Genomic DNA, 19,872 nt, shown 5'->3' on the forward strand with positions numbered 1-19,872 from the left:
CAGTCGGACAGGTTCTGGAGAACCGTGGCCGGGGGCTCCGTCCCAGCCACGCTGCGGAAACCTGTCCGACAGTCGGACAGGTTTTGGGGAACCGTGGCCGGAGAGCCTCCGCCCCATCCGGGCGGTGAACCTGTCCGACAGTCGGACAGGTTTCGAGGAACCGCGTCAGACCGGCGGTGTACACCCCGGATGTTCGGGGATTCAGGCTGGTCGGACCTGGACCGGTGTCCCGCTGAACGCGGCGTTGCCGCTGACGGCGTCCAGCGCCTGGTCATCCGTGAGGTCGTTGATGCTGGCGCCCGCGTGCGCGCTGGCGACCTGCTGGCGGATGCCTGGGCGCTGGTGTCCGTAGCCATGCGGCAGGCTGACGACGCCGGGCATCACATCGGCGGTGACGGCGACGGGCACGGTGACCTCTCCCACGCGTGAGCGGATGGTGGCGTTGGCGCCATCCGCGAGCCCTATGCGTGAGGCGTCGTCCGGATGGACCATGAGCGTGCAGCGGGGACGGCCCTTCACGAGCCCCGGCACGTTGTGCATCCACGAGTTGTTGTCGCGCAGGTGCCGCCTGCCGATGAGCAGCAGCTCGCCCTCGCGAGGTGCCACGTCGTCCGGGAACGCGGCGCGAAGCCGGGCCACGTCCGCGACGAGCAACTCCGGTGCCAACTGGATGCGCTTGGCGCGGTTGCGGAGCCTGCCGGGCAGGCTGGGCTTCATCGGGCCCAGGTCGATGCCATGAGGCGCGGCACGAAGCTTCGCGAGCGACAGGCCGTGCTTCTTGAGCGGATGGAAGCGCGAGCCATAGGGCCCCATGCGCAGGCCCAGGTCGAGGATGCGCTCCGGCCCCATGCGCTTGAGGGCCTGGTACTGGAGCAGTGCGCGAACACTCCGTCCCTTGCGCAGGGTCTCCAGCCGGTGCTGGAGCTCCAGGGCGATCTCCCAGTCCTGACGCGAGTCCGGACCCGCTGGGAACACCGGCGGCGAATACTTCGCGGTGTTGCGCACGGCGAGCACGTGGAAGACGAGGTCGTAGTGTCCTCGCTCCAGCAGGGACGCGGGCGGCAGGATGTAGTGCGCGTGGCGAGTGGTCTCGTTGAGATACGGATCCACGCTCACCATGAAGTCGAGCTGTCCCAACGCAGTGTCCAACTGCGTGCCATTGGGCGTGGACAGCACGGGGTTTCCGGCAAGGGTGATGAGCGCGCGGATGCGGCCCTCGCCCGGGGTGAGGATCTCCTCCGCGAGCGCCGCGACGGGAAGCTCTCCGGAGGACTCCGGCAGGCCACGCACCCGGCTCTTCCAGCGCCCATGGCTGCCAGGGCTGACACCGAACGCGCGAGGCCCGCCAATGAGGTCGAAGGCAGGAAGGGTGAAGAGCGCGCCGCCCTCGCGGTCCAGATTGCCGGTGACGATGTTGAGGACGTTGATGAGCCATTGGCAGAGCGAGCCGAACGGCTGCGTGGACACACCGACACGCCCGTAGCAGACAGCCCCGTCCGCGGCGAGGAAGTCCCGGGCGATGCCGCGAAGCACCTCCGGTGCGATGCCCGTGTGAGGCGCCGTACGCTCCGGCGGGAAGTCGCGGACGAGCGGCAGCACGGTGTCCAATCCGTCCACGAACTCCGCGAGCCGTCCCATGCGGTGCGCATTCCCCTCCAGCACGACATGCAGCAGGGAGAAGAGGGCGAGCGCGTCGGTGCCGGGCCTTACGAAGACGTGCTGGTCCGCGATGACCGCCGTCTCCGTGCGGCGAGGGTCGATGACGACGACCTTGCCGCCTCGCTCCTGGATGGCACGCAGCCGGGCGCGCACGTCCGGCGTCGTCATCAGGCTGCCATTGGATGCGAGCGGGTTCGCGCCCAGCACGAGCATGTACCGGGTGCGGTCGATGTCCGGGATGGGCACCAGCAACTGGTGGCCGAACATGAGATGGGCCGCGAGCTGATGAGGAAGCTGATCCACGGAGGTGGCGGAGAACCGGTTGCGCGAGCGCAGCGCGCGAAGCAGCCCGGGCCCGAACATCATCGCGCCCAGGTTGTGCACGTTGGGGTTGCCCAGGTACGCGCCCACGGCGTTCGGTCCATGTTCCTTCTGGATGGCATGGAGCCGCTGCGTGATGTCGCGGAAGGCGTCCTCCCAGGACACGCGCTCCCAACCGGAAGCGGTGCGCTTCATGGGATGGCGGAGCCGGTCCGGGTCCTCGTGCAGGTCGCGGAGCGCCACGGCCTTGGGACAGATGTGGCCCCGGCTGAACGGGTCCTCCGTGTCCCCCTTGATGGACGTGATGCGCCCGTCCGCCACTTCGATGCGCACGCCGCACATGGCTTCACAGAGATTGCAGGTGCGGAAATGGACGGAAGCGCTCATGGACGGAGAGCCTACGCCGGCTCTTCCCCGCGTGGGGCCGTTGGGTGACAGACTGTTCCCCACGATGGCTTTCCTGAACGTGCCGGTCCACGACGCCGAGGTCTCGGGCGTGCGGATGGATCGGGAGAAGATGTTCCTGCAACTGGAGCTGGTCCTGCACACCCGCGAAACCGTCTGGTTTGATTTCCACGGTGCGGAGGAATGGTCCCTGGAGAGGCTCTGGACTCAGAACGTGCTCTTCGACATCCGCGAATGGCGAGCGGGGATGGACGGAGCCGCTGAGTGTTGCGCGGAGTGGGCATTGGATGCCGTCTGGACGCAGAAGGTCCTCGCGGGTGAACTCGCCCTGTACGAGTTCGAGCCGTCCGTGGGGATGGGCGGCTACGTCGTCGCCCGTGCCGCGACGATGGCGCGCACCTGGGAAGAGAGCTCCCTGCAAGGCGTCTCCATCGAGCTCGACTTCCTCCTCAAACCCGGTTGGAAGCGGACGAGAGAGGACGGCGGGAACCACGTGGTCACAGGCCCCGCGGGTCCTGAGTTCGTCTCGGAGATCTGGCGCATTGCCCAGTTCATCACGTACGGCGACTACATGAGCCTGGAGAAACTGGATGAGGCGGGGCACCTCTACCGGCTGATGTCTCGCGCACGCAAAAGCATTGGGTTTCAGGTGACCTTCCGTGCGGTGGACGCCGAACAGCGACTCGCCGCCACGGCGGAGTAGCATGGGGCAGCCCATGTCCTTCTTGAACGTGCCGCTCCACGACGCCAGCGTCACGGGCGTACGGATGGATCCGGTAAGAGAACTCCTTCAGCTGGAGCTGGCCCTGCACACCTGTGAGAAGGTCCGGGTGGACTTCTCCAGCGCCTGTCAGTGGTCGCTCTCTCGCTTCGAACGGCAGAACGTGCTGCTCGACATCCATGAATGGAAGGCGAGCAATGTCGCAACCGCTGAACGCTGCCGTGACCTGGGACTGGATGAGTTCTGGACGCGGATGGTGCTGACGGACAGGTACACCTTGTATGAGGTGGCTCCCTCCGTGGGTTTTGGCGGTTGGGTTCTGGCTCGCGGCGCGGAGGTGATTCGTGCCGCGCCCGAGACGGCTTTCGCACCCGCTCCAGATGTCTTCGATTTCATGGAAGGCTTTCGAAAGCGCCCTGGAATGTTCGTGGGGTTCGATGACTCCCAGCGGGTCGAGCAGCTGCGGGGCCTGGAGCTTCTTCTGCACGGGTATTCGTCCGCGCTGAGGGCCCACGGTGTTCCAGAAGCAGGCTTCGGCTTCGTCATGGACTTCGCGAACTACCTCCAGGAGACGAGAGGCTGGAGCGCGTGCTGTGGGCCGGTCGCCATGATCGTGAAGGCGGCCGGACGCAAACACGACGTGTGGGTGCTGTTCTGGAAGCTCGTGGACGAGTTCCGCGAATCGCTGGCCCGCCCCAACCCGCTTCCGGAGTAAGCTCAGCTCCCGGGTTTCATGACACCCTGCGCCATCCGTCGTGTCCGCCGGACAACCGGGGAGTCACTTGAGCCCCCAACAGCCTTGCCTTGGGCCTCCGGTTGCCGTCCAATGGTGCACAAACCAATGATCGTGACCGGTGGCGGTTTTTAAGAGCATGCGCACCGTTGCGATCACCGGCGTTGGGAAGAGGGTGAAGGGGAAGGCGATGATGGGGACGGCGTTGAAAAAGGGGGCGCGAGGGCTCGCGCTGGGGATGCTCCTGCTGGTGGGCGCTGCCGCCCATGCGGGACAGGCGGGCGGGGTCAACATGCCGGATTCCCTCCAGGTGGAGGGGCGCACACTGGCGCTCACCCACATGGAGCTGAAGAAGAAGCTCTTCTTCAATGTGTACGTGTGGAGCCTCTACATGGAGGAGGAGCCCACCTGCTTCAAGGAGGCTGTGTCGTCCAACAGCCTGAAACGACTGCACTTCCGCTTCCTGCGCACCATCAGCAAGGACCAGCTCGTGGGCAGCTTCCGCGAGGGCCTCCGCCAGAACCCGGCCATGCGCCAGGACGCCCTCAACCAGTCCCTGGAGAAGCTGCTGTCGTCCCTCCATGACGTGCGCAAGGGCGACGACCTCGTCCTGACCTACCTGCCCGGCTCCGGCCTCCACGTCTCCGGCGGCGCGTCCGGCGGGGTCCACATCCCCGGCAAGTCCTTCGCCGACGCCCTCTTCAGCTCCTGGCTGGACACCCACCCCATCTTCCCCAAGTAGGGCCGCTCGTCGGGCGGGGAAGCTTTGGCCTCAAATTGGATGCGCGTTTCTCCTAGGCTGCGGGCCCGAGAGCGGTAATCTCGGACCCACCAACATCCTTGTCAGGAGGAATCGCACCTATGCGGACACGTCTGGTTCTGGCTGCCCTCGTTGCCCTTTCCACGGGTTGCGTCTCGCAGGGGAAGTTCAACGAGAAGGCCCTGGAGGCGGAGGGGCTGACGAAGAACCTCACGGATGAGAAGGCGGCCCGCGCGGCCGCCGAGGCGAAGATCAAGGAGCTGGAGGAGAAGCAGACCGCGCTGGAGCAGGAGAAGACCGCGCTGGAGACGCGCCTCAACGCCTCCGAGAACCGCCTCACCGGCGCCGCGGCCGAGCGCCGCGCCCTGGAGGAGAAGAACGCGCAGCTGGCCGCGCTCAACGACGAGCTGGGGCGCAACGCCAAGAAGCTCGCGCAGGCGAAGGAGGAGCTGGAGAAGAAGAGCTCCGAGTACGAGAACCTGGCCCAGTCCCTCAAGCAGGAGATTTCCGACGGCAAGATCGAGCTGTCGGAGATGAAGGGCCGGATGACGGTGCAGCTCAAGGACAAGATCCTCTTCGCGTCCGGCTCCGCGCGCGTGGGCAAGGAAGGGCAGGACGCGCTGGTGAAGATCGCCGACGCGCTCAAGACGGTGAAGGGCCGCATCGTGCGCGTGGAAGGCCACACGGACGACGTGCCCACCGGCGGCGGACAGTTCGCCACCAACTGGGAGCTGAGCCTGGCGCGCGCGATGGCGGTGGTTCGTTCGCTTCAGGACTCTGGCGTGGACCCGACCATGCTGTCCGCGGCGGGTTACGGGCAGTACCAGCCGCTCGTTCCCAACGACACGCCGGAGCACAAGAGCCAGAACCGGCGCATCGAAATCGTGCTCGCCCCCGGCCTCGGGGGGCGCTAGGAGGGGGCGCGGGAGACCCGCGCACCCTTCATGAGAACGCTCCTCTGCGTCGTCTGTGTATTGCTTGCGACCGGAGCCGTGGCACAGGCTCCGGACGCAGGAACTCTCGCCGGCGATGCTGGCGCTCCCACGGGCGTGCTGACGAAGCCGCCCGCCCTCCTGCGTCAGGTCGAAGCGGCCTACCCACCGGATGCCGCCGCCCAGCAGCTCGAGGGCACGGTGGTGATGTTCATCGACATCTCGGAGACGGGCGCCGTCACGAATGTCGAAATCACCCAGCCCGCGGGCCACGGCTTCGACGAAGCCGCCACGGAAGCGGTGAAGCAGTTCCAGTTCGAGCCCGCGGAGGTGGACAACGTCCCCGCGCCGGTGCGCATCCAGTACGCCTACCAGTTCGTCTTCCGCGCGCCGGAGCCGCAACCGGAGGCCTCGCCGGACGGCGGCGTCGCGGAGCCGCAGGGGCCGGTGAACTTCAGCGGCCAGGCGGTGGAGCGCGGCACGCGCAAGCCCCTGGTGGGCGCGGAGGTGGTGCTCACGGAGTTGGACCGCTCCACCGTCACGGACGGCGAAGGGCGCTTCTCCTTCCGAGGCGTCCCCGTGGGCACGCACCCGGTCGTCGTGGTGCTGGGCAACTACGACCGCTTCAAGACGCAGGAGACGATTGAAGAGGGCAAGGAGACGCGGGCCACGTACTACGTGCAGAAGCGCATCTTCAGCCAATACGAGACGGTGGTCCGCAGCGACCGCGAGCGCAAGGAGGTGACGCGCACGACCATCTCGGTGGCGGAGGTGCAGCGCATACCGGGCACGCAGGGTGACACGCTCAAGGTGGTGCAGAACCTGCCGGGCGTGGCGCGGCCCGCGTTCAACGGCGGCGCGCTGGTCATCCGAGGCACCAGCCCGCAGGAGTCCGGCGTCTTCCTGGACGGCCTGCGCATCCCCATCCTGTACCACTTCGGTGGTCTCACCTCCGTGTACAACTCGGACCTGCTGGAGGCGGTGGACTACCTGCCCGGCAACTTCTCCGCGTACTACGGCGACATCACCGGCGGCGTCATCAACGTGCGCAGCCGCGAGCCCCGCACGGACCGCTACCACGCCACGGTGGGCATCAGCCTCATTGAGTCCAACGCGGTGATTGAGGGCCCCATCACGGACACGCTGAGCTTCGCGATTGGCGGCCGGCGTTCGTACATCGACCTGGTGCTCAAGGCGGTGCCGTTCGACGACGACAGCCTCCAGGTGGCGCCGCGCTACTACGACGCGCAGGCGAAGCTGGTGTGGAAGCCGAGCCGCCGCCACACCTTCACGCTGCAGGGCCTGACGTCACGCGACCGTCTGGCATTGCTCCTGGACCAGCCGGCGGATGGCGACCCGTCCGTCAATGGTGGCCTGGATGTGACGACGGGCTTCAACCAGCTGCGCCTGCGGCACCAGTTCCGCGAGGGCAGGCTGACGGTCGACACGCATGGGCTCGTGGGCAACACCATCCTGGACTTCCAGATTGGCGAGCGTGGGCTGCGCATCGCGTCCACGGACCTGTATCTGCGGCCCACGGTGGAGTACGCGTTCAACGACAGCGTGATGGTCGCGGGCGGTCTGGACGTGGTGGCGAACCTGGCGAACGTGACGGCCAGCATCCAGCAGCCGCCGCGCGAGGGTGAGCCGCCGTCGCCGCTGGTGACGGAGGACCTCATCAACATCGACGGGAAGTTCACCCAGTACTACCCGTCCGCCTGGGCGGAGGTGCGCTGGCGGCCCATCAAAGACTTGCTGGTGGTGCCGGGCGTGCGCACGGAGAGCTACATCTTCACGGACCAGCAGGAGGTGAAGCGCACAGTGAACCCTCGGCTCGCGGTGCGCTACGCGCTCACGGAGACGCTGACGCTGAAGGGCGGCGCGGGCGTCTACCACAGCCCTCCGGTGCAGGATGAGCCGTCGCCGGGGTTCGGCAATCCGGACCTGGGGGCGAAGCGGTCGCTCCAGTACAGCGTGGGCGCGGAGTGGCAGGCGCGGCCGGAGTGGTTCGTGGGCAGCGAGGTCTTCTACAACGACCTGGATGACCTCATCGTCCGCTCGAACGCGCGCGTCGTGCGCGACGGCGAGTCCGTGCCTGAGAACCTGAAGAACGGAGGCGTGGGGCGCATCTATGGCTTCGAGTTGCTGGTGCGCCGGGCGCTGACGGACCGGCTGTTCGGCTGGATTTCGTACACGCTCAGCCGCAGCGAGCGCCGGGACGCGCCGGGAGCGCGCTGGCGCAAGTTCGACAACGACCAGACGCACGTGCTGACGGCCATCGCCAGCTACAAGCTGCCGAAGGGCTGGGAGGTGGGCGCGCGGTTCCGCTTCGCGTCCGGCAACCCGACGACGCCGGTGCTGGGCTCCAAGCGCGACGACACGACGGACGTCTTCATCCCGTACTACGGGCTGGTCAATTCCCAGCGACTGCCGTCGTTCAACCAGCTGGACATCCGCGTGGACAAGAACCTCATCTTCGACACCTGGAACCTGGACCTCTACCTGGACCTGACGAACGCGTACAACAACCAGTCGGTCGAGGGCGTGGCCTACAACTACAACTATTCCAAGCGCGAGTACTTCAAGGGCCTGCCCATCCTGCCCGTGCTCGGCTTGAAGGGAGCCTTCTGAACGCCATGCGCACTCCCGTCCTGCTGACTGTCATTGCGTTGCTGGGGTCGAGCGCATGCAGTGGCCCCGACTTCGAAGCCCAGAGTGAGATTCGCAGCGTGCGCGTGCTCGGCATCAAGGCGGAGCCGCCGGAGCTGGCGTTGGAGCCAAACGCCTCCACGCTGCCGCCGCCGGTGACGTTCACCGCGCTGGCGGTGACGCCGGATGCGCGTCCGGTGACGGTGACGTACGCGCTGTGCCGGCCGGACGTGAACCCCTACGGGGACGTGGCGTGTCCGGGGGACAGCGGGGTGCCGTTGCCGGGCGGGGTGTTGTCGTTGAGTGACCCGGCGGTGCAGGCGCTGCTCATCGCGGCGTTCCAGGCGGCCACGGGGAGCACGGGGGGAGGGCAGGGAGGCTCGTTCGACTTCAACGACCCGGCGGTGCAGCAGGTGTTGCAGGCGGGGCTGCCGCTGTTCGTGGGGTACGAGGCGACGGACGGCAGCGGGACACCGGAGGGAGTGGAGCGGGGCGTGCGGCGCATCACGTTGCGTTCGACGGAGACTCCGAACCAGAACCCGGTGGTGCAGGACGTGCTGTGGAACGACGCGCCGCTGTCCGGGCCACTGCCGCTGGACGCGGAGGTGACGTTCACGCCGGTGCTGGGAGAGGGCAGCGAGGAGTCCTATTCCACGGCGGACGGGCTGAGGACGGAGCAGGTCTTCTACAGCTGGTTCGCGACGGGCGAGGGCGAGGTGGGGTCGTTCCGCTCGTTGGAGCCGGTGGACGGCAAGCCCGGCGACCCGACGACGACCTACACGACAGCCAAGACGCCCGAGCGCATCACGGTCTGGGTGGTAGCCCGCGATGGTCGCGGCGGCACGGACTGGACGACGCGCACGGTGGACGTGGGGCCCTGAGGGGCCTCACGGAATGTTCGTCGGGTCGCTGTCGAAGAGCGCGTCGAACAGGGTGGTCTGGGGCGGCTTCATCCAATCGACGACGACGGGCACAGGTGTGGCGGCCACCTCGCGGGGCAACTCGCTGACCTGATAGCGGGCCTCCAGCTCCCGGGCGACGATGCTTGCCGTCTCCTCCATGGCTCCGGACAGCGGCGTCAGGTGCAGCTGGGTCGCACGGCGCTTGCGCCCCTCGTATTCGAACGTGATGCCGTACACGGTGAAGACCGGGGCCAGGATGCTCATGCAGCCCACGACGGCCCAGGGAATGGGCGGCATGGGGTAGCCCTTCGCGGGATAGACGATGCACCGGAAACTGCATCGCGTGGGGCCCGTACCGTCGCCTACTGAGAAGCCAGGAAACAGCGTGCGCAGATGGTCGAGAAACCAATGCCACTGGCCCAGGCCCTGAAGTGCTTCGTCAAAGCGTTTGAAGAGGCGGGAAGGTTCAGGACCAGGTTCGCTCGCGTCGGAGACCGAGGCAGGCCAGTAGTGTCTGGCGATGGCCAACAACTGCTCCGTGCTGGGAGTCATCGTGCGCGGGCTCCGGCCTCAAAGGGTGAAGTCACCGAAATGCACAGGGAGGGCTCGCTCGTGACATACGGCCGGGACCTTCGAGCCCGCGATGGACGCAGGGACGGTCGTTCGCAGCGTGGCCTTCACTGACTCGCAGAGCATCCCCAAGGGAGACGCCATGGTGGAGGAGCTGAAGATGGCTTGCGTGGCTTCGTTGATGCGGTCCGCCGCGATTCGCTGGGCTAGCGCTGTGGAGATGGGGCCCTCGACGTTGTGAAGGGGCGTTTCAATCCCGAACCTGCACAGGATGGACTCACCGGTGTTGTCTCGGGAAATGCGGATGTGGATGCAGGCGGCCCGCCAGCCACCGGCCTTACCCGAAGCTGCTTCGACGATGGTCACGAAGCGGATCTGCCGGGGCAAAATCCGCCCCGTGACGAAGGTCCGGTCCGTGGGCCCGACACACGCCGCGCACAGGGACAGCACGGCCGCGACTTGAAGCCACCGTCGCCGTGCTGCCTGTGCCGCCATGGTTCACCCCGTCAGCCACGCGGACGCGCGGCCCAGGCCCTCCGCCACGGAGGTGAATGCGTCCGCCGTGCGCACGCGCTCTTCCCCGAAGCGCTTCACGTACAGCTCCCGCACCGCCGGAATCTGCGACGAACCGCCCGTCAGGAAGACCGCGTCAATCTCCCTGGCCTCCGGGTGCTTCGCCAACAGCCCTTCCGTGCACTGCGACAGTTCATCCAACAACGTGCGGCTCGCCGTCTCGAACTCCGCCAGCACGTGCTGCGGAATGGGCAGCCGCCTATGGCTGAAGCCCTTCACCTTATACGTGGCCCCACTACGTCCGGCTTGCAGTCAAGGTCCCCATCGCGACGGCCCAGCGGCACGGACTGGGCGACGCGTACGGTGGACGTGTGGCCTTGAGAACCCGAGCGTTCATAGGGATGGTGTGGGCGGCCTGTTCAGGAGCACTGCGGATGCCACGACTGACGAGCGCGATGCGCTGTGGAGGGCTGGGCCTGATGGGCGGAGTGCTGCTCCTGGCGGGCTGCCTGGGAGGACAGGGCGCCCGGCCCGCTGACTGGGAGGGCGACCGGAGCATTGCGTTTCCTCCGTTCTACCTGCAGTCAGCGGTGCAGGTGGGGGGCGAAGAGCAGGCGTATGTGCTGGACGGTAACCTGCTCAGGGCTGTCCAGGTCGCCATGGACGACTTCTTCCCCAAGCGGTCCAAGGACACACCTTGCTGGGGAAGACCGGAGGCATACCGCTACCGTGTCATCCGTCAGGGCGACGTCTTCTTCATCCTGATCCACGAGGCCCCGGACGCCTGCGGCAACGCCTTCATCGGTGTGGACACCGGCGCACGCTACGCGGTCAGCCTTGATGGTCGAGTCCTGAGGCGCAGCGTGGGTGCGGAACCTGAAGTTCCACTGGCGCCTCCGGACATGGATGCAGGAGTCCTGGAAGGCGTTGCATTGGACGGTGGCGCCCCGTAGCCGGTCCCCCGCTCACGGGACGATGGTCGGCTCGCTGTCGAAGAGCGCGTCGAACAGGGTGGTCTTGGGGGGCTCCGTCCACTCGACGACGACTGGAACAGGGGTCGCTGCCACTTCACGGGGCAACTCGGTGACGTGGAAGCGAAGTTCCAGCTCCCTGGCGATGATGCGCGCCGTTTCCTCCATGGGTCCGGACAGGGGCGTCAGGTGCAACTGGGCCGCACGGCGCTTGCGCCCCTCGTATTCGAACGTGATGCCGTACACGGTGAACACCGGAGCCAGGATGCTCATGCAGCCCACGACGGCCCAGGGAATGGGCGGCATGGGGTAGCCCTTCGCGGGATAGACGATACAGCGGAAGGACGCCTGGGACGTCGTGGTGCCGTCTCCCATGGAACAGCCTGGGAGCAAGGCTTTGAGGTGCTGGCGGAATCCGTCCCACTGCTCGACTTGTCGAAGCGCTTCGTTCCAGCGTTGGGTGCGTCGCTGGAACTCAGGATTGGCTTCTTCGAGCGCATCCGCCATCGATGCAGGCCAGTAGTGTCGCGCGGTGGCTAGCAGGTCATCCGTGCTTGGGCGCATGGCGCGAAGACTCCGGCGTCAGAGGATGAAATCACCGAATTCCACAGGTGTAGTCCTGGCATCGCATCGGGTCCTGAAGCGGGCTCCAGCAAGAGATGCCTCGAAGCTTGTTCGCAGCGTCACTTTCAGTGACTCACACAGCATTCCGAGCGGTGACTCCAGCGTGGCGGCACTGAAGATCCGCTGCGTCGCTTCATTGATGCGATCCGCGGCGATGCGTTGAGCCAGCGCCGTGGAAATGGGTCCTTCGCGGGTCCGCAACGGCGTGTCGACTCCGAACCTGCACAGGATGGACTCACCCGTATTGGCACGCGAAATCCGGATATGGATGCATGCGGAGCGTTGGCCTCCTGCTTCGTCGCCCGGTGTTTCTTCAAGAATCGTCACGAAGCGGATCTGCCGGGGCAAAATCCGCCCCGTGACGAAGGTCCGGTCCGTGGGCCCGACACACGCCGCGCACAGGGACAGCACGGCCGCGACTTGAAGCCACCGTCGCCGTGCTGCCTGTGCCGCCATGGTTCACCCCGTCAGCCACGCGGACGCGCGGCCCAGGCCCTCCGCCACGGAGGTGAATGCGTCCGCCGTACGCACGCGCTCCTCCCCGAAGCGCTTCACATACAGCTCCCGCACCGCCGGAATCTGCGACGAACCGCCCGTCAGGAAGACCGCGTCAATCTCCCTGGCCTCCGGGTGCTTCGCCAACAGCCCTTCCGTGCACTGCGACAGTTCATCCAACAACGTGCGGCTCGCCGTCTCGAACTCCGCCCGCGTCATCGGCTCGTGCAGGTGGATGCGCGCGTCCTCGAAGTCGATGGTCGCCACCTCCTCGCTCGACAGCTTCACCTTCGTCGCTTCAATCGCCCGGAACAGCCGGTAGCCCAGGTTGTCCATCACCAGGTCGTAGAGCGCTTGAATCTCCGCGGGGTGGTCGCTCGTGTCGAGCATCACCTCCAGGAGTTCCTGCGTGGACTTCTCCCGGATGAAGGACATCTCGTGCCAGTTGAGCAGCTTCGCCAGCACGTGCTGCGGAATGGGCAGCCGCTTGTGGCTGAAGCCCTTCACCTTGTACGTGGACCCCGCCCCGAACTTCGGCAGCAGCTTGTGCCGCATGATCTCCGCGTCGAACCGGTCACCACCGATGCGCACACCCGTGGACCCCACCACGTCCGGCCTGCGGTCCAGGTTTCCTCGCCGCGACGGGCCCAGCCGCATCAACGTCAGGTCCGTCGTGCCGGCGCCGAAGTCCGCCACCAGCACCAGCTCGTCCTTCTCGAGCCGCGCCTCGTACGCGAGCGCCGCCGCGATGGGTTCAATCAGGAACTGCACGTGCGTGAAGCCCGCGATCTCCGCCGCCTTGCGCAGCCGCTTCTCCGCCAGCGCGTCCGCATCCGCATCCGGCGTGAACACCGCGGGCCGGCCCAGCACCACCGCGTCCGGCGGCTCGCCCAGGTGCGCCCCGGCTGCCTCGCGCACGCGGCGCAGCAGGATGGCCACCAGGTCCTCGATGGTGTACGTGCGCCCCTTCACCTGCGTCGCCCGGAAGGACGAGCTGTGCAGGAAGGACTTCACGGACTGGATGAACCGGCCGTTGTTGTCCTCCAGGTAGCGCTGGATGGCGTCCGCGCCCGTGAAGACCTCCCGCTCCTCCTCCGCGAAGAAGAGCACGGAGCGGAACAGCCGGGGCTCCGGGGTGTGGGGCTGCAGCGGCAACACGGTGCCGTCCGGCAGGGCCAGGGCGGTGTTGCTGGTTCCGAAGTCGAGTCCGCAGGCGCGCATGGGGGGGCGCCCCTTATCGCCATTCTTCCGGACGCGGTAGCCCCAAAGTGACTGTCTGCCGCAGGGCGAGCGGCCGGGCGGGCGCTCGCCAACGGATGGCTTGGCGCTCCACGGGCCACCGCCATCTTTGCCCTGTCATCCCTTTGACAGGAGAACCCCATGAAATCGCGCGCAGCATGGCTGGGTGCCGGAGTCGCCGCACTCGTAGTGGGCACCACCGCCTGCCAGGACGGAGACCGCTCCCGCCAGGACACCGCGGAGAAGAACACCCCCGGACAGCAGGTGGAGCAGGCCCAGCTCCAGTCGGAGAAGGCCTTCGACGACGCACGTGACGCGCAGAAGGAGGCCTCCAGTCAGCAGCGCGAGGCCGCCCGCGCCCAGGAGGACGTGCAGCACAAGCAGCAGGAGCTCCAGGAGGCCCAGGCCAAGGCCCAGAAGGAATCCCAGGAGGCCCAGGCCAGCCAGCAGCAGGCGCAGGCGCGCACCCAGCAGGCCCAGTCCGTGGCCCAGCAGGCCCAGGCCAGCGCGTTGGCCGCCCAGCGCCAGGCGCAGCAGAACTTCACCACGCAGCAGCAGCAGGCCTCCAACGAGAACGCCGCCGCGAACCAGCGCGTCGCGAACCCGGACGCCCAGCAGCAACAGGCCGTGAATCCGAACGTCGCCACGCAGCAGGCCGCCATCGCCCAGAACTCGCGGGCGGCACCCGCCCAGGAGCAGCAGATCTCCGGCGACGTGCTCAGCGCGAGCGCCCAGGAGGTGCTGGTCAGCCAGCGCGGAGAGCCGCGGCTGCGCCTGAAGGTGGGCCCCAGCACGCAGGTGCAGGTGGACGGCCGGGCCGCGAGCGCCGCGGACATCCAGGAGGGCGCGCAGGTCCGCGCCTCCTACCGCACGGACGCGAGCAGCGGCGAGCCGCAGGCCCTGCGCATCGACGCGACGTCCCGCGCGCAGCCGGCCGCGCCCGCACCGGCGGAGAGCGGCGAGTCCTCGCCCGGCGTGCCCCGGTAACCGTGACTCCAGACATGCCACGGCCCCGTGCCTTCGCGCTTCCCAACGCGAGGGGACGGGGCCGTGCCGTGTCGCAGCCTTGTTGCTACCCGCGCGTTACGCGGCCAGCTCGGCCTGGTCCAGGCCGGCCTCGGCCATCAGGTTCGCCAGCTCCGCCTTCAGCTTGTCCTTGGCGCGGATCTCCAGCTGGCGGGCGCGCTCGCGGGAGAAGCCGAAGTGCTCGCCCAGCTCGCTCAGGGTCATCTCCGAGTCGCTCATCACGCGCTGCTCGATGATGAAGCGCTCGCGCGGATCCAGGCGCGTCAGCGCGCGCTGCACCAGGTTGCGGGTGAGGCCCGCCTGCTGCCGGTCGGCGACCTCGTCCGCGTGGGAGGCGGCATCGGACTCCACGAAGTCCAGGTGCGTGGCGTCGCCGTCCTCGCCCACCGGCGCGTCCAGGGACAGGTCCCGGCCGCCCATGCGCTGCTCCATCTCACGCACTTCCGTGGGCTTCACGTTCAGCTTCTTGGCGATTTCGTCCGCGTTGACGATGTGGCCGTCGCCGGCGCCCAGCTTCTCCAACTCGCGGCGCGTGCGGGCCAGGCTGAAGAACAGCCGGCGCTGCGCCTGCGTGGTGCCCAGCTTCACCAGGCTCCAGTTGCGGAGCACGTAGTTCTGGATGTACGCGCGGATCCACCACACCGCGTAGGAGATGAGGCGGATGCCCTTCTCCGGGTCGAACTTCTGCACCGCCTTCATCAGGCCGATGTTCGCCTCCTGGATGAGGTCGGACATCTTCAGGCCGTAGGAGCGGTACTCGTACGCCACCTTCACCACGAAGCGCAGGTTGCTCGTCACCAGGCGGTGGCCCGCGGACAGGTCGCCCGCGCGGAAGGCGCGCGACAGCGACTGCTCATCCTGCGGGTTCAGCAGCGGGTACTGGTTGATCTCCGAGAGGTACGTGGAGAGCGAGTCGGCGGAAGAGAAGGAGCTGGAGGTCTGCATGGGGGTCTCTCTCGGGGAAGAGGGCGGTGTGTGCGACCGCCGTTTGCTGCGACGGGGAGACCTTTAGCAACGCACGGGCCAATGCCAGCCGACGGGCAACCTCAATGATTCCAGGCCGTTGCGCGAATTGGCTTCGATGCTTAGGGCGGAACCCGGCACTTTTTACAGCGAGGGGTTCCGACACTTCTTCCGGGTGCCCCGAAGGGAGGGTTGCCTGCCCTCCGACCCGGGCACAGGGCGGATCACATCCAGCAGGGATGTGGGCACGCCCCGGCCCCCACACCAGGGGACCGGGGCGCCGGGTGTCCGGAAGTGGCGGACCGCTCAGGGGTCCACGGGCGTGAGCTCGTAGCCCACGTCCACCTGGACCGCCGCGGGCAGGCAGGCGGGGGCGTCACCGGGGTGGGTGACCTTCCAGCAGAGCTGGTTGCCGGGCGTGCCCGAGACATCCACGGTGACGCTGTCCGCCCCGCGCATGAGCGGCAGCGGGTGCCAGGTGGGCGTGGGGTTGGATGCGCAGACGCCGTCGCCGCACACCTGGCAGTCGGTGGCCAGCGCATAGGAGGGCGCGGGCTGGCTGGTGGCGCAGCCTGTCGGCACGGTGTCCGTCTTCGTGAAGCGCACGCGGGACACGGCGCAGCTTGCGTCCGGAGGGTTCAACACCTTCGAGCGCGCGGCCATCGGCGCCTGGCCCTGGAACAGGAAGACGGCGTCGTTGAAGTCCCGGTCGCCGCCACCATTGAGGTCCTCGAAGCCCAGGAGCCACTGGCCCGGCACGGTCGTGGGCGCCGTCATCAGCACATGCGGCATGCGGAGGTTGCCCGACGCGGGGACGGTGGCGCCTTCCCTGGGAAGGACGAGGCCCCCGTAATGCGGCTGGGCGCTGCGCTGCAGCACGAACGAATCCAGCCAGCCACACATCTTCTGGCTGGTCGCCACCACGGCGCAGGCCTTCGAGGAGGACTGGGCGTGGTCCGGGTCACACTGGTCGGAGAAGGCGCAGCCGATGTTCCGCTGCAGCGTCGGCATCCGGCCCACGGGGTCCTGATCCAGGTTCCACTTCGCCTTGGAGAAGAAGACGGACAGGGGCGTCTTCAGGTGCAGCGTGCACTTGAGGTTGGCGTCCCTGCGCAGGCACGGGAAGACGGTGCCGTCGTCCAGGTAGTGGGCCGCGTCGAAGGCGGTGACGAGGAAGAAGACCATCTCCTTGCCTCCCTGGATGAGCCCCAGGTCCACCGTGCGGTCCTTGCGGGTGATGCCCGGATCCGGGTTGACGGACCGCACCAGGCCCCGCGTGTCGTACCGGGACACGTCGTAGTCCGGGATGCCGTCCTCGAAATCATCGGCGTCCGGCACCAGACCCATCGCGCGATAGGTGGTCAGGTTGCTGTCGTCCTCGGTGCTCAGGAAGACCAGCGAGCCCATTCCCATGAAGTTGTTGGTGGGGTGGGCGGGCTCCAGCAGGTTGGGGATGTGCGGGAAGAGGCCGTTGTCGGAGAAGCCGGTGCCCGCGTTCGCGGAGGGAACGGGGGGGACGGTCCCCACGATGTCGGCGGTGATGTTGTAGGCGGAGGAGGTGCGGCCGGGACGGGCATCCGTCAGGTCCTGGCTGGTGAAGAAGGCCGAAGCGCAGACCGAGTTGAGCGCCAGCTCCGGCTGACGGAAGAGGAAGCCACCGGACGTGAAGGTCCGGCTACAGCGGGGGCTCACGCCGATGTACGGGCGGGCCTGGACGCCGGAGGGCGGGGCCAGGTTGTAGAGGTCCTCGTGCAGGTCCGCGATGCCATTGCCGTTGGCATCCACCAGGTCGCCCTGGGCGTTGACGTAGCCGCGAGCGACGAGGTCGTCGTAGTACACGTAGCCGAACGCGTGCGTGGCCTCCGATTCCTTGGCGATGAAGGTGACGCTCAGCTCCTGGTCCGTCGCGAACACGATGCGCTCCGGGGACCTGGGGGCCAAAGGAGCGGTCAACCACAGCTCCTGCCAGGACGCGGCGCCAGCGTTCTCCAGGAGCTCGAAGCCCGAGTCCACGAACGGCGGCTGCCGGTTCACCGCCAGGTCCTGGGCGACGCTGAAGCCGAACTGCGAGGAGATGGACTGGCCATAGCTGCTGGTGACCGTGACGGCCACCGGCGTGGCGTCCTCCGCCAGGCACTGCGGCGCGGTCCAGGTCTGGAGGCTCGAGGTCCCGGTGTCCACCTGCGTCCCCAGGGTGCCCGTGCTGGCGTCCCAGGAGAACGTCAGCGGATTTCCCTGGGGATCCATGGCCAGGATGCCCACCTCCGCGGTGCCGCCGGGAGGCAGGACCGCCGAGGACTGCGAGAAGCCGGTGAGTCGCGGCAGCACATGGAAGGGCTTGGTGCTCCCGGGGGCCACCGCGTGGGCCGCGCGCGGTGAGGGAATGACAAGCAGGAACCCCCCGGCCACGAAGGCCAGGAGGCGAAGGAGATGAGGCTGCAAGGACAGACTCCTCGGGGTGGAGACAGCCCCGAGGGTCTATCAGATGGAGGTGACGGGCAGCTCCATCGGTGGCAATCCCTGGCTGTCAGGGATTGACGGGTCCGGACTCGTAGCCGATGTCCACGTTGTTGATGGTGGCCTGGCACGGACCGTTCCCGGCGATCAGGTCCGCCTTCCAGCAGAGCTGATGGCCGGGAGTGCCGGACACGTCGAGCACGGCGTCCCGGTTCCAATCGAACGTCACCGGATGCCAGGTGGGCGTGGGATTGGGGACGCATGTGCTGGCGAGGCACACGCGGCAGTCGGTGGCCACCGCGTAGTGGATGGCGACCGGAGAGGAGCAGGTGGGGTCCTGGGCGTCGTCCTTGTGGATGTACACCTGCTGGATGGCGCAGCTGGGGGCCGCGGGGCTCAGCACGGTGGAGCGAACGCGGCCGGACGTGGGCGCCCAGTTGCGCAGCATGAAGACGACGTCGTTGAAGTCCCGGTCGCCTCCACCCGGGAGGTCCTCGAAGGCCAGGAGCCACCGGTCGGACGCGGGGCCCACGTTGCTCAGCACGGCGTGGGGCATGACGAGGTTGCCCGGCGCGGCGACGGTGGTGGCGGCCATGGGCAGGCTCGTGTTGCCGTAGGGCATCGTCGCCAGGCGCTCCCGGGTCCAGTCATCCAACCACCCGCACAGCTTCTGGGTTGTGCCGGCCAGGGTGCAGGCGTACGGGGACGAAGCCGGGTTCGCCGCGTTGCATGCGTCGCGGTAATCACAACCCATGTTCCGGGACACGACGGGGTTCTGGCCCATGAAGTCCTGATCCAGGTTCCACTTCGCCTTGGAGAAGAACACGTTGAGGGGCGTCTTCAGGTGCAGCGTGCACTTGAGGTTGGCATCCCTGCTCAGGCAGGGGAAGACGGTGCCGTTGTCCGTGTTGTGTTGCGTCTCATAGGCGGAGACGAGGAAGAAGATCACCTCCTGTCCGCCAGCGATGACGCCCAGGTCCACCGTGCGGTCGTAGGGCGTGATGCCGGGGTCCGGGTTGGAGGTCCTCGGAAGGCCATGGCCGTCATAGGCGGAGACGTCGTAGTCGGGGACGCCGTCGTTCACATCCGTCGCGTCAGCGACGGTGCCCAGCCCCTGGAAGGTCTCCCTGTCGGAGTCGTCGTCGGCCAGGAGGAAGGCCAGGTGGCCGATGCCCATGTTGTTGTTGGACGCGTGCGCGGGCTCCAACAGGTTGGGGATGCGCGTGAAGAGCCCGTTGTCCGAATAGCCGGTGCCGGCCGCTGACGGCGGGGTGCTCCCGACGACGTCGACGGTGATGTTGTAGGCGGAGGAGGTGCGGCCGGGACGGGCATCCGTCATGTCCCGGTTGGTGATGAAGGCCGAAGCGCAGGCCGAGTTGAGCGCCAGGTCCGGCTGGCGGTAGGTGAAGCCACGGGAGACGAAGGTCCGGGAACAGCGGGGGCTCACGCCGATGTACGGGCGGGCCTGGGCACCGGAGGGCGGGGCCAGGTTGTAGAGGTCCTCGTGCAGGTCCGCGATGCCGTTGCCATTGGCATCCACCAGGTCGCCCTGGGCGTTGACGTAGCCTCGGGCCCGCAGGTCGCTCATGTACACGTAGCCCAGCGCGTGGCTCGCGCCGGCGCTCTCGTACACGAAGCTGATGGTGACGTTCTGGTCCGACGGGAACACGATGGAGTCCACCGACGTGGGCGTCCAGAACGGGTTCACCGACCGCAGCGTCTTCTGCGGGGTGAGCGTCACCTGCTGGAGTTGGTCGAACCCCGCGGCGGTGAACGCGGGCTGCACGTCCTCGTACAGGTCCCCGGGGCCGCAGGTGTCGGCCGCATGGGCCGGACGCAGCGAAGGAATGACAAACAACGCGCTCCCGGCCACGAGGGCCAGGAGACGGGAGGGGTTCGGGTGCAAGGACAGACTCCTAGGATGAAGATGGT

General features: G+C 67.6%; 17 protein-coding genes and 1 pseudogene. 8 read left to right on the forward strand and 10 right to left on the reverse strand.

Annotation, left to right across the window (positions count from 1 at the left end):
• Nucleotides 1-201 precede the first annotated feature (201 nt).
• Nucleotides 202-2,367, reverse strand: a complete 2,166-nt coding sequence (locus tag GTZ93_RS03090; RefSeq protein WP_139922341.1) for a molybdopterin oxidoreductase family protein — start codon at nucleotides 2,365-2,367, stop codon at nucleotides 202-204.
• 130 nt (nucleotides 2,368-2,497) lie between these two features.
• Here GTZ93_RS03090 and GTZ93_RS03095 point away from each other — a divergent pair, with 130 nt between their 5' ends.
• From GTZ93_RS03095 to GTZ93_RS03120, 6 genes are all read left to right on the forward strand, one after another.
• Entirely contained in the window at nucleotides 2,498-3,088 is a 591-nt protein-coding gene (locus GTZ93_RS03095; protein WP_139922340.1) for a hypothetical protein, read from the forward strand.
• Nucleotides 3,089-3,101: 13 nt separating this feature from the next.
• Nucleotides 3,102-3,821, forward strand: coding sequence for a hypothetical protein (locus GTZ93_RS03100; RefSeq protein WP_139922338.1), 720 nt, complete (start codon nucleotides 3,102-3,104; stop codon nucleotides 3,819-3,821).
• A 157-nt stretch (nucleotides 3,822-3,978) separates the two neighbouring features.
• Entirely contained in the window at nucleotides 3,979-4,581 is a 603-nt protein-coding gene (locus GTZ93_RS03105; RefSeq protein WP_233597476.1) for a chalcone isomerase family protein, read from the forward strand.
• A 119-nt stretch (nucleotides 4,582-4,700) separates the two neighbouring features.
• Complete coding sequence (locus GTZ93_RS03110) at nucleotides 4,701-5,513, forward strand: OmpA family protein (RefSeq protein ID WP_120599470.1); 813 nt, start codon at nucleotides 4,701-4,703, stop codon at nucleotides 5,511-5,513.
• A gap of 30 nt (nucleotides 5,514-5,543) precedes the next feature.
• Nucleotides 5,544-8,162: a TonB-dependent receptor domain-containing protein gene (locus GTZ93_RS03115; protein ID WP_139922337.1), complete on the forward strand. Its 2,619-nt coding sequence runs from the start codon at nucleotides 5,544-5,546 to the stop codon at nucleotides 8,160-8,162.
• Nucleotides 8,163-8,167: 5 nt separating this feature from the next.
• Entirely contained in the window at nucleotides 8,168-9,061 is an 894-nt protein-coding gene (locus tag GTZ93_RS03120; protein WP_161662639.1) for a hypothetical protein, read from the forward strand.
• Nucleotides 9,062-9,067: 6 nt separating this feature from the next.
• On the opposite strand, the gene GTZ93_RS03125 is transcribed toward GTZ93_RS03120, so the two are convergent.
• The 3 genes and pseudogenes from GTZ93_RS03125 to GTZ93_RS03135 form a co-directional block, all read right to left on the reverse strand.
• Nucleotides 9,068-9,634: a hypothetical protein gene (locus tag GTZ93_RS03125; protein ID WP_139922782.1), complete on the reverse strand. Its 567-nt coding sequence runs from the start codon at nucleotides 9,632-9,634 to the stop codon at nucleotides 9,068-9,070.
• A gap of 18 nt (nucleotides 9,635-9,652) precedes the next feature.
• Complete coding sequence (locus GTZ93_RS03130) at nucleotides 9,653-10,147, reverse strand: hypothetical protein (RefSeq protein ID WP_167547798.1); 495 nt, start codon at nucleotides 10,145-10,147, stop codon at nucleotides 9,653-9,655.
• Nucleotides 10,148-10,150: 3 nt separating this feature from the next.
• Nucleotides 10,151-10,396 (reverse strand): annotated as a pseudogene (locus GTZ93_RS03135) (Hsp70 family protein); the annotation flags it as partial.
• Between the two features lie 203 nt (nucleotides 10,397-10,599).
• Here GTZ93_RS03135 and GTZ93_RS03140 point away from each other — a divergent pair.
• Nucleotides 10,600-11,118 (forward strand): hypothetical protein, encoded by a 519-nt coding sequence (locus tag GTZ93_RS03140; RefSeq protein ID WP_139922779.1) that lies wholly within the window; start codon nucleotides 10,600-10,602, stop codon nucleotides 11,116-11,118.
• Between the two features lie 12 nt (nucleotides 11,119-11,130).
• Here GTZ93_RS03140 and GTZ93_RS03145 read toward each other — a convergent pair whose 3' ends face one another.
• From GTZ93_RS03145 to GTZ93_RS03155, 3 genes are all read right to left on the reverse strand, one after another.
• Entirely contained in the window at nucleotides 11,131-11,511 is a 381-nt protein-coding gene (locus tag GTZ93_RS03145) for a hypothetical protein (protein ID WP_257979489.1), read from the reverse strand.
• A 207-nt stretch (nucleotides 11,512-11,718) separates the two neighbouring features.
• Nucleotides 11,719-12,216 (reverse strand): hypothetical protein, encoded by a 498-nt coding sequence (locus GTZ93_RS03150; protein ID WP_167547799.1) that lies wholly within the window; start codon nucleotides 12,214-12,216, stop codon nucleotides 11,719-11,721.
• A 3-nt stretch (nucleotides 12,217-12,219) separates the two neighbouring features.
• Nucleotides 12,220-13,476, reverse strand: coding sequence for an Hsp70 family protein (locus GTZ93_RS03155; RefSeq protein WP_139922773.1), 1,257 nt, complete (start codon nucleotides 13,474-13,476; stop codon nucleotides 12,220-12,222).
• 159 nt (nucleotides 13,477-13,635) lie between these two features.
• Here GTZ93_RS03155 and GTZ93_RS03160 point away from each other — a divergent pair, with 159 nt between their 5' ends.
• A complete protein-coding gene (locus GTZ93_RS03160) occupies nucleotides 13,636-14,481 on the forward strand; it encodes a hypothetical protein (protein ID WP_139922770.1) in 846 nt (281 codons plus the stop codon).
• A gap of 96 nt (nucleotides 14,482-14,577) precedes the next feature.
• On the opposite strand, the gene GTZ93_RS03165 is transcribed toward GTZ93_RS03160, so the two are convergent.
• The 3 genes from GTZ93_RS03165 to GTZ93_RS03175 form a co-directional block, all read right to left on the reverse strand.
• On the reverse strand, nucleotides 14,578-15,465 hold the full coding sequence (locus GTZ93_RS03165) for an RNA polymerase factor sigma-32 (RefSeq protein ID WP_121752106.1): 888 nt from the start codon (nucleotides 15,463-15,465) through the stop codon (nucleotides 14,578-14,580).
• A 324-nt stretch (nucleotides 15,466-15,789) separates the two neighbouring features.
• A complete protein-coding gene (locus GTZ93_RS03170) occupies nucleotides 15,790-17,925 on the reverse strand; it encodes a DUF4114 domain-containing protein (protein ID WP_161662640.1) in 2,136 nt (711 codons plus the stop codon).
• An 85-nt stretch (nucleotides 17,926-18,010) separates the two neighbouring features.
• Nucleotides 18,011-19,846, reverse strand: coding sequence for a DUF4114 domain-containing protein (locus GTZ93_RS03175; RefSeq protein ID WP_139919099.1), 1,836 nt, complete (start codon nucleotides 19,844-19,846; stop codon nucleotides 18,011-18,013).
• Nucleotides 19,847-19,872 lie beyond the last annotated feature (26 nt).

Origin of the sequence: Corallococcus exiguus (assembly GCF_009909105.1) — a bacterium.
Lineage (GTDB): Bacteria > Myxococcota > Myxococcia > Myxococcales > Myxococcaceae > Corallococcus > Corallococcus exiguus.

Coding starts and splice junctions, on each gene's coding strand:
- GTZ93_RS03090 (WP_139922341.1), bottom strand. CDS start 2,367: ATGAGCGCTTCCGTCCATTTCCGCACCTGCAATCTCTGTGAAGCCATG.
- GTZ93_RS03095 (WP_139922340.1), top strand. CDS start 2,498: ATGTTCCTGCAACTGGAGCTGGTCCTGCACACCCGCGAAACCGTCTGG.
- GTZ93_RS03100 (WP_139922338.1), top strand. CDS start 3,102: ATGTCCTTCTTGAACGTGCCGCTCCACGACGCCAGCGTCACGGGCGTA.
- GTZ93_RS03105 (WP_233597476.1), top strand. CDS start 3,979: ATGCGCACCGTTGCGATCACCGGCGTTGGGAAGAGGGTGAAGGGGAAG.
- GTZ93_RS03110 (WP_120599470.1), top strand. CDS start 4,701: ATGCGGACACGTCTGGTTCTGGCTGCCCTCGTTGCCCTTTCCACGGGT.
- GTZ93_RS03115 (WP_139922337.1), top strand. CDS start 5,544: ATGAGAACGCTCCTCTGCGTCGTCTGTGTATTGCTTGCGACCGGAGCC.
- GTZ93_RS03120 (WP_161662639.1), top strand. CDS start 8,168: ATGCGCACTCCCGTCCTGCTGACTGTCATTGCGTTGCTGGGGTCGAGC.
- GTZ93_RS03125 (WP_139922782.1), bottom strand. CDS start 9,634: ATGACTCCCAGCACGGAGCAGTTGTTGGCCATCGCCAGACACTACTGG.
- GTZ93_RS03130 (WP_167547798.1), bottom strand. CDS start 10,147: ATGGCGGCACAGGCAGCACGGCGACGGTGGCTTCAAGTCGCGGCCGTG.
- GTZ93_RS03140 (WP_139922779.1), top strand. CDS start 10,600: ATGCCACGACTGACGAGCGCGATGCGCTGTGGAGGGCTGGGCCTGATG.
- GTZ93_RS03145 (WP_257979489.1), bottom strand. CDS start 11,511: ATGGGAGACGGCACCACGACGTCCCAGGCGTCCTTCCGCTGTATCGTC.
- GTZ93_RS03150 (WP_167547799.1), bottom strand. CDS start 12,216: ATGGCGGCACAGGCAGCACGGCGACGGTGGCTTCAAGTCGCGGCCGTG.
- GTZ93_RS03155 (WP_139922773.1), bottom strand. CDS start 13,476: ATGCGCGCCTGCGGACTCGACTTCGGAACCAGCAACACCGCCCTGGCC.
- GTZ93_RS03160 (WP_139922770.1), top strand. CDS start 13,636: ATGAAATCGCGCGCAGCATGGCTGGGTGCCGGAGTCGCCGCACTCGTA.
- GTZ93_RS03165 (WP_121752106.1), bottom strand. CDS start 15,465: ATGCAGACCTCCAGCTCCTTCTCTTCCGCCGACTCGCTCTCCACGTAC.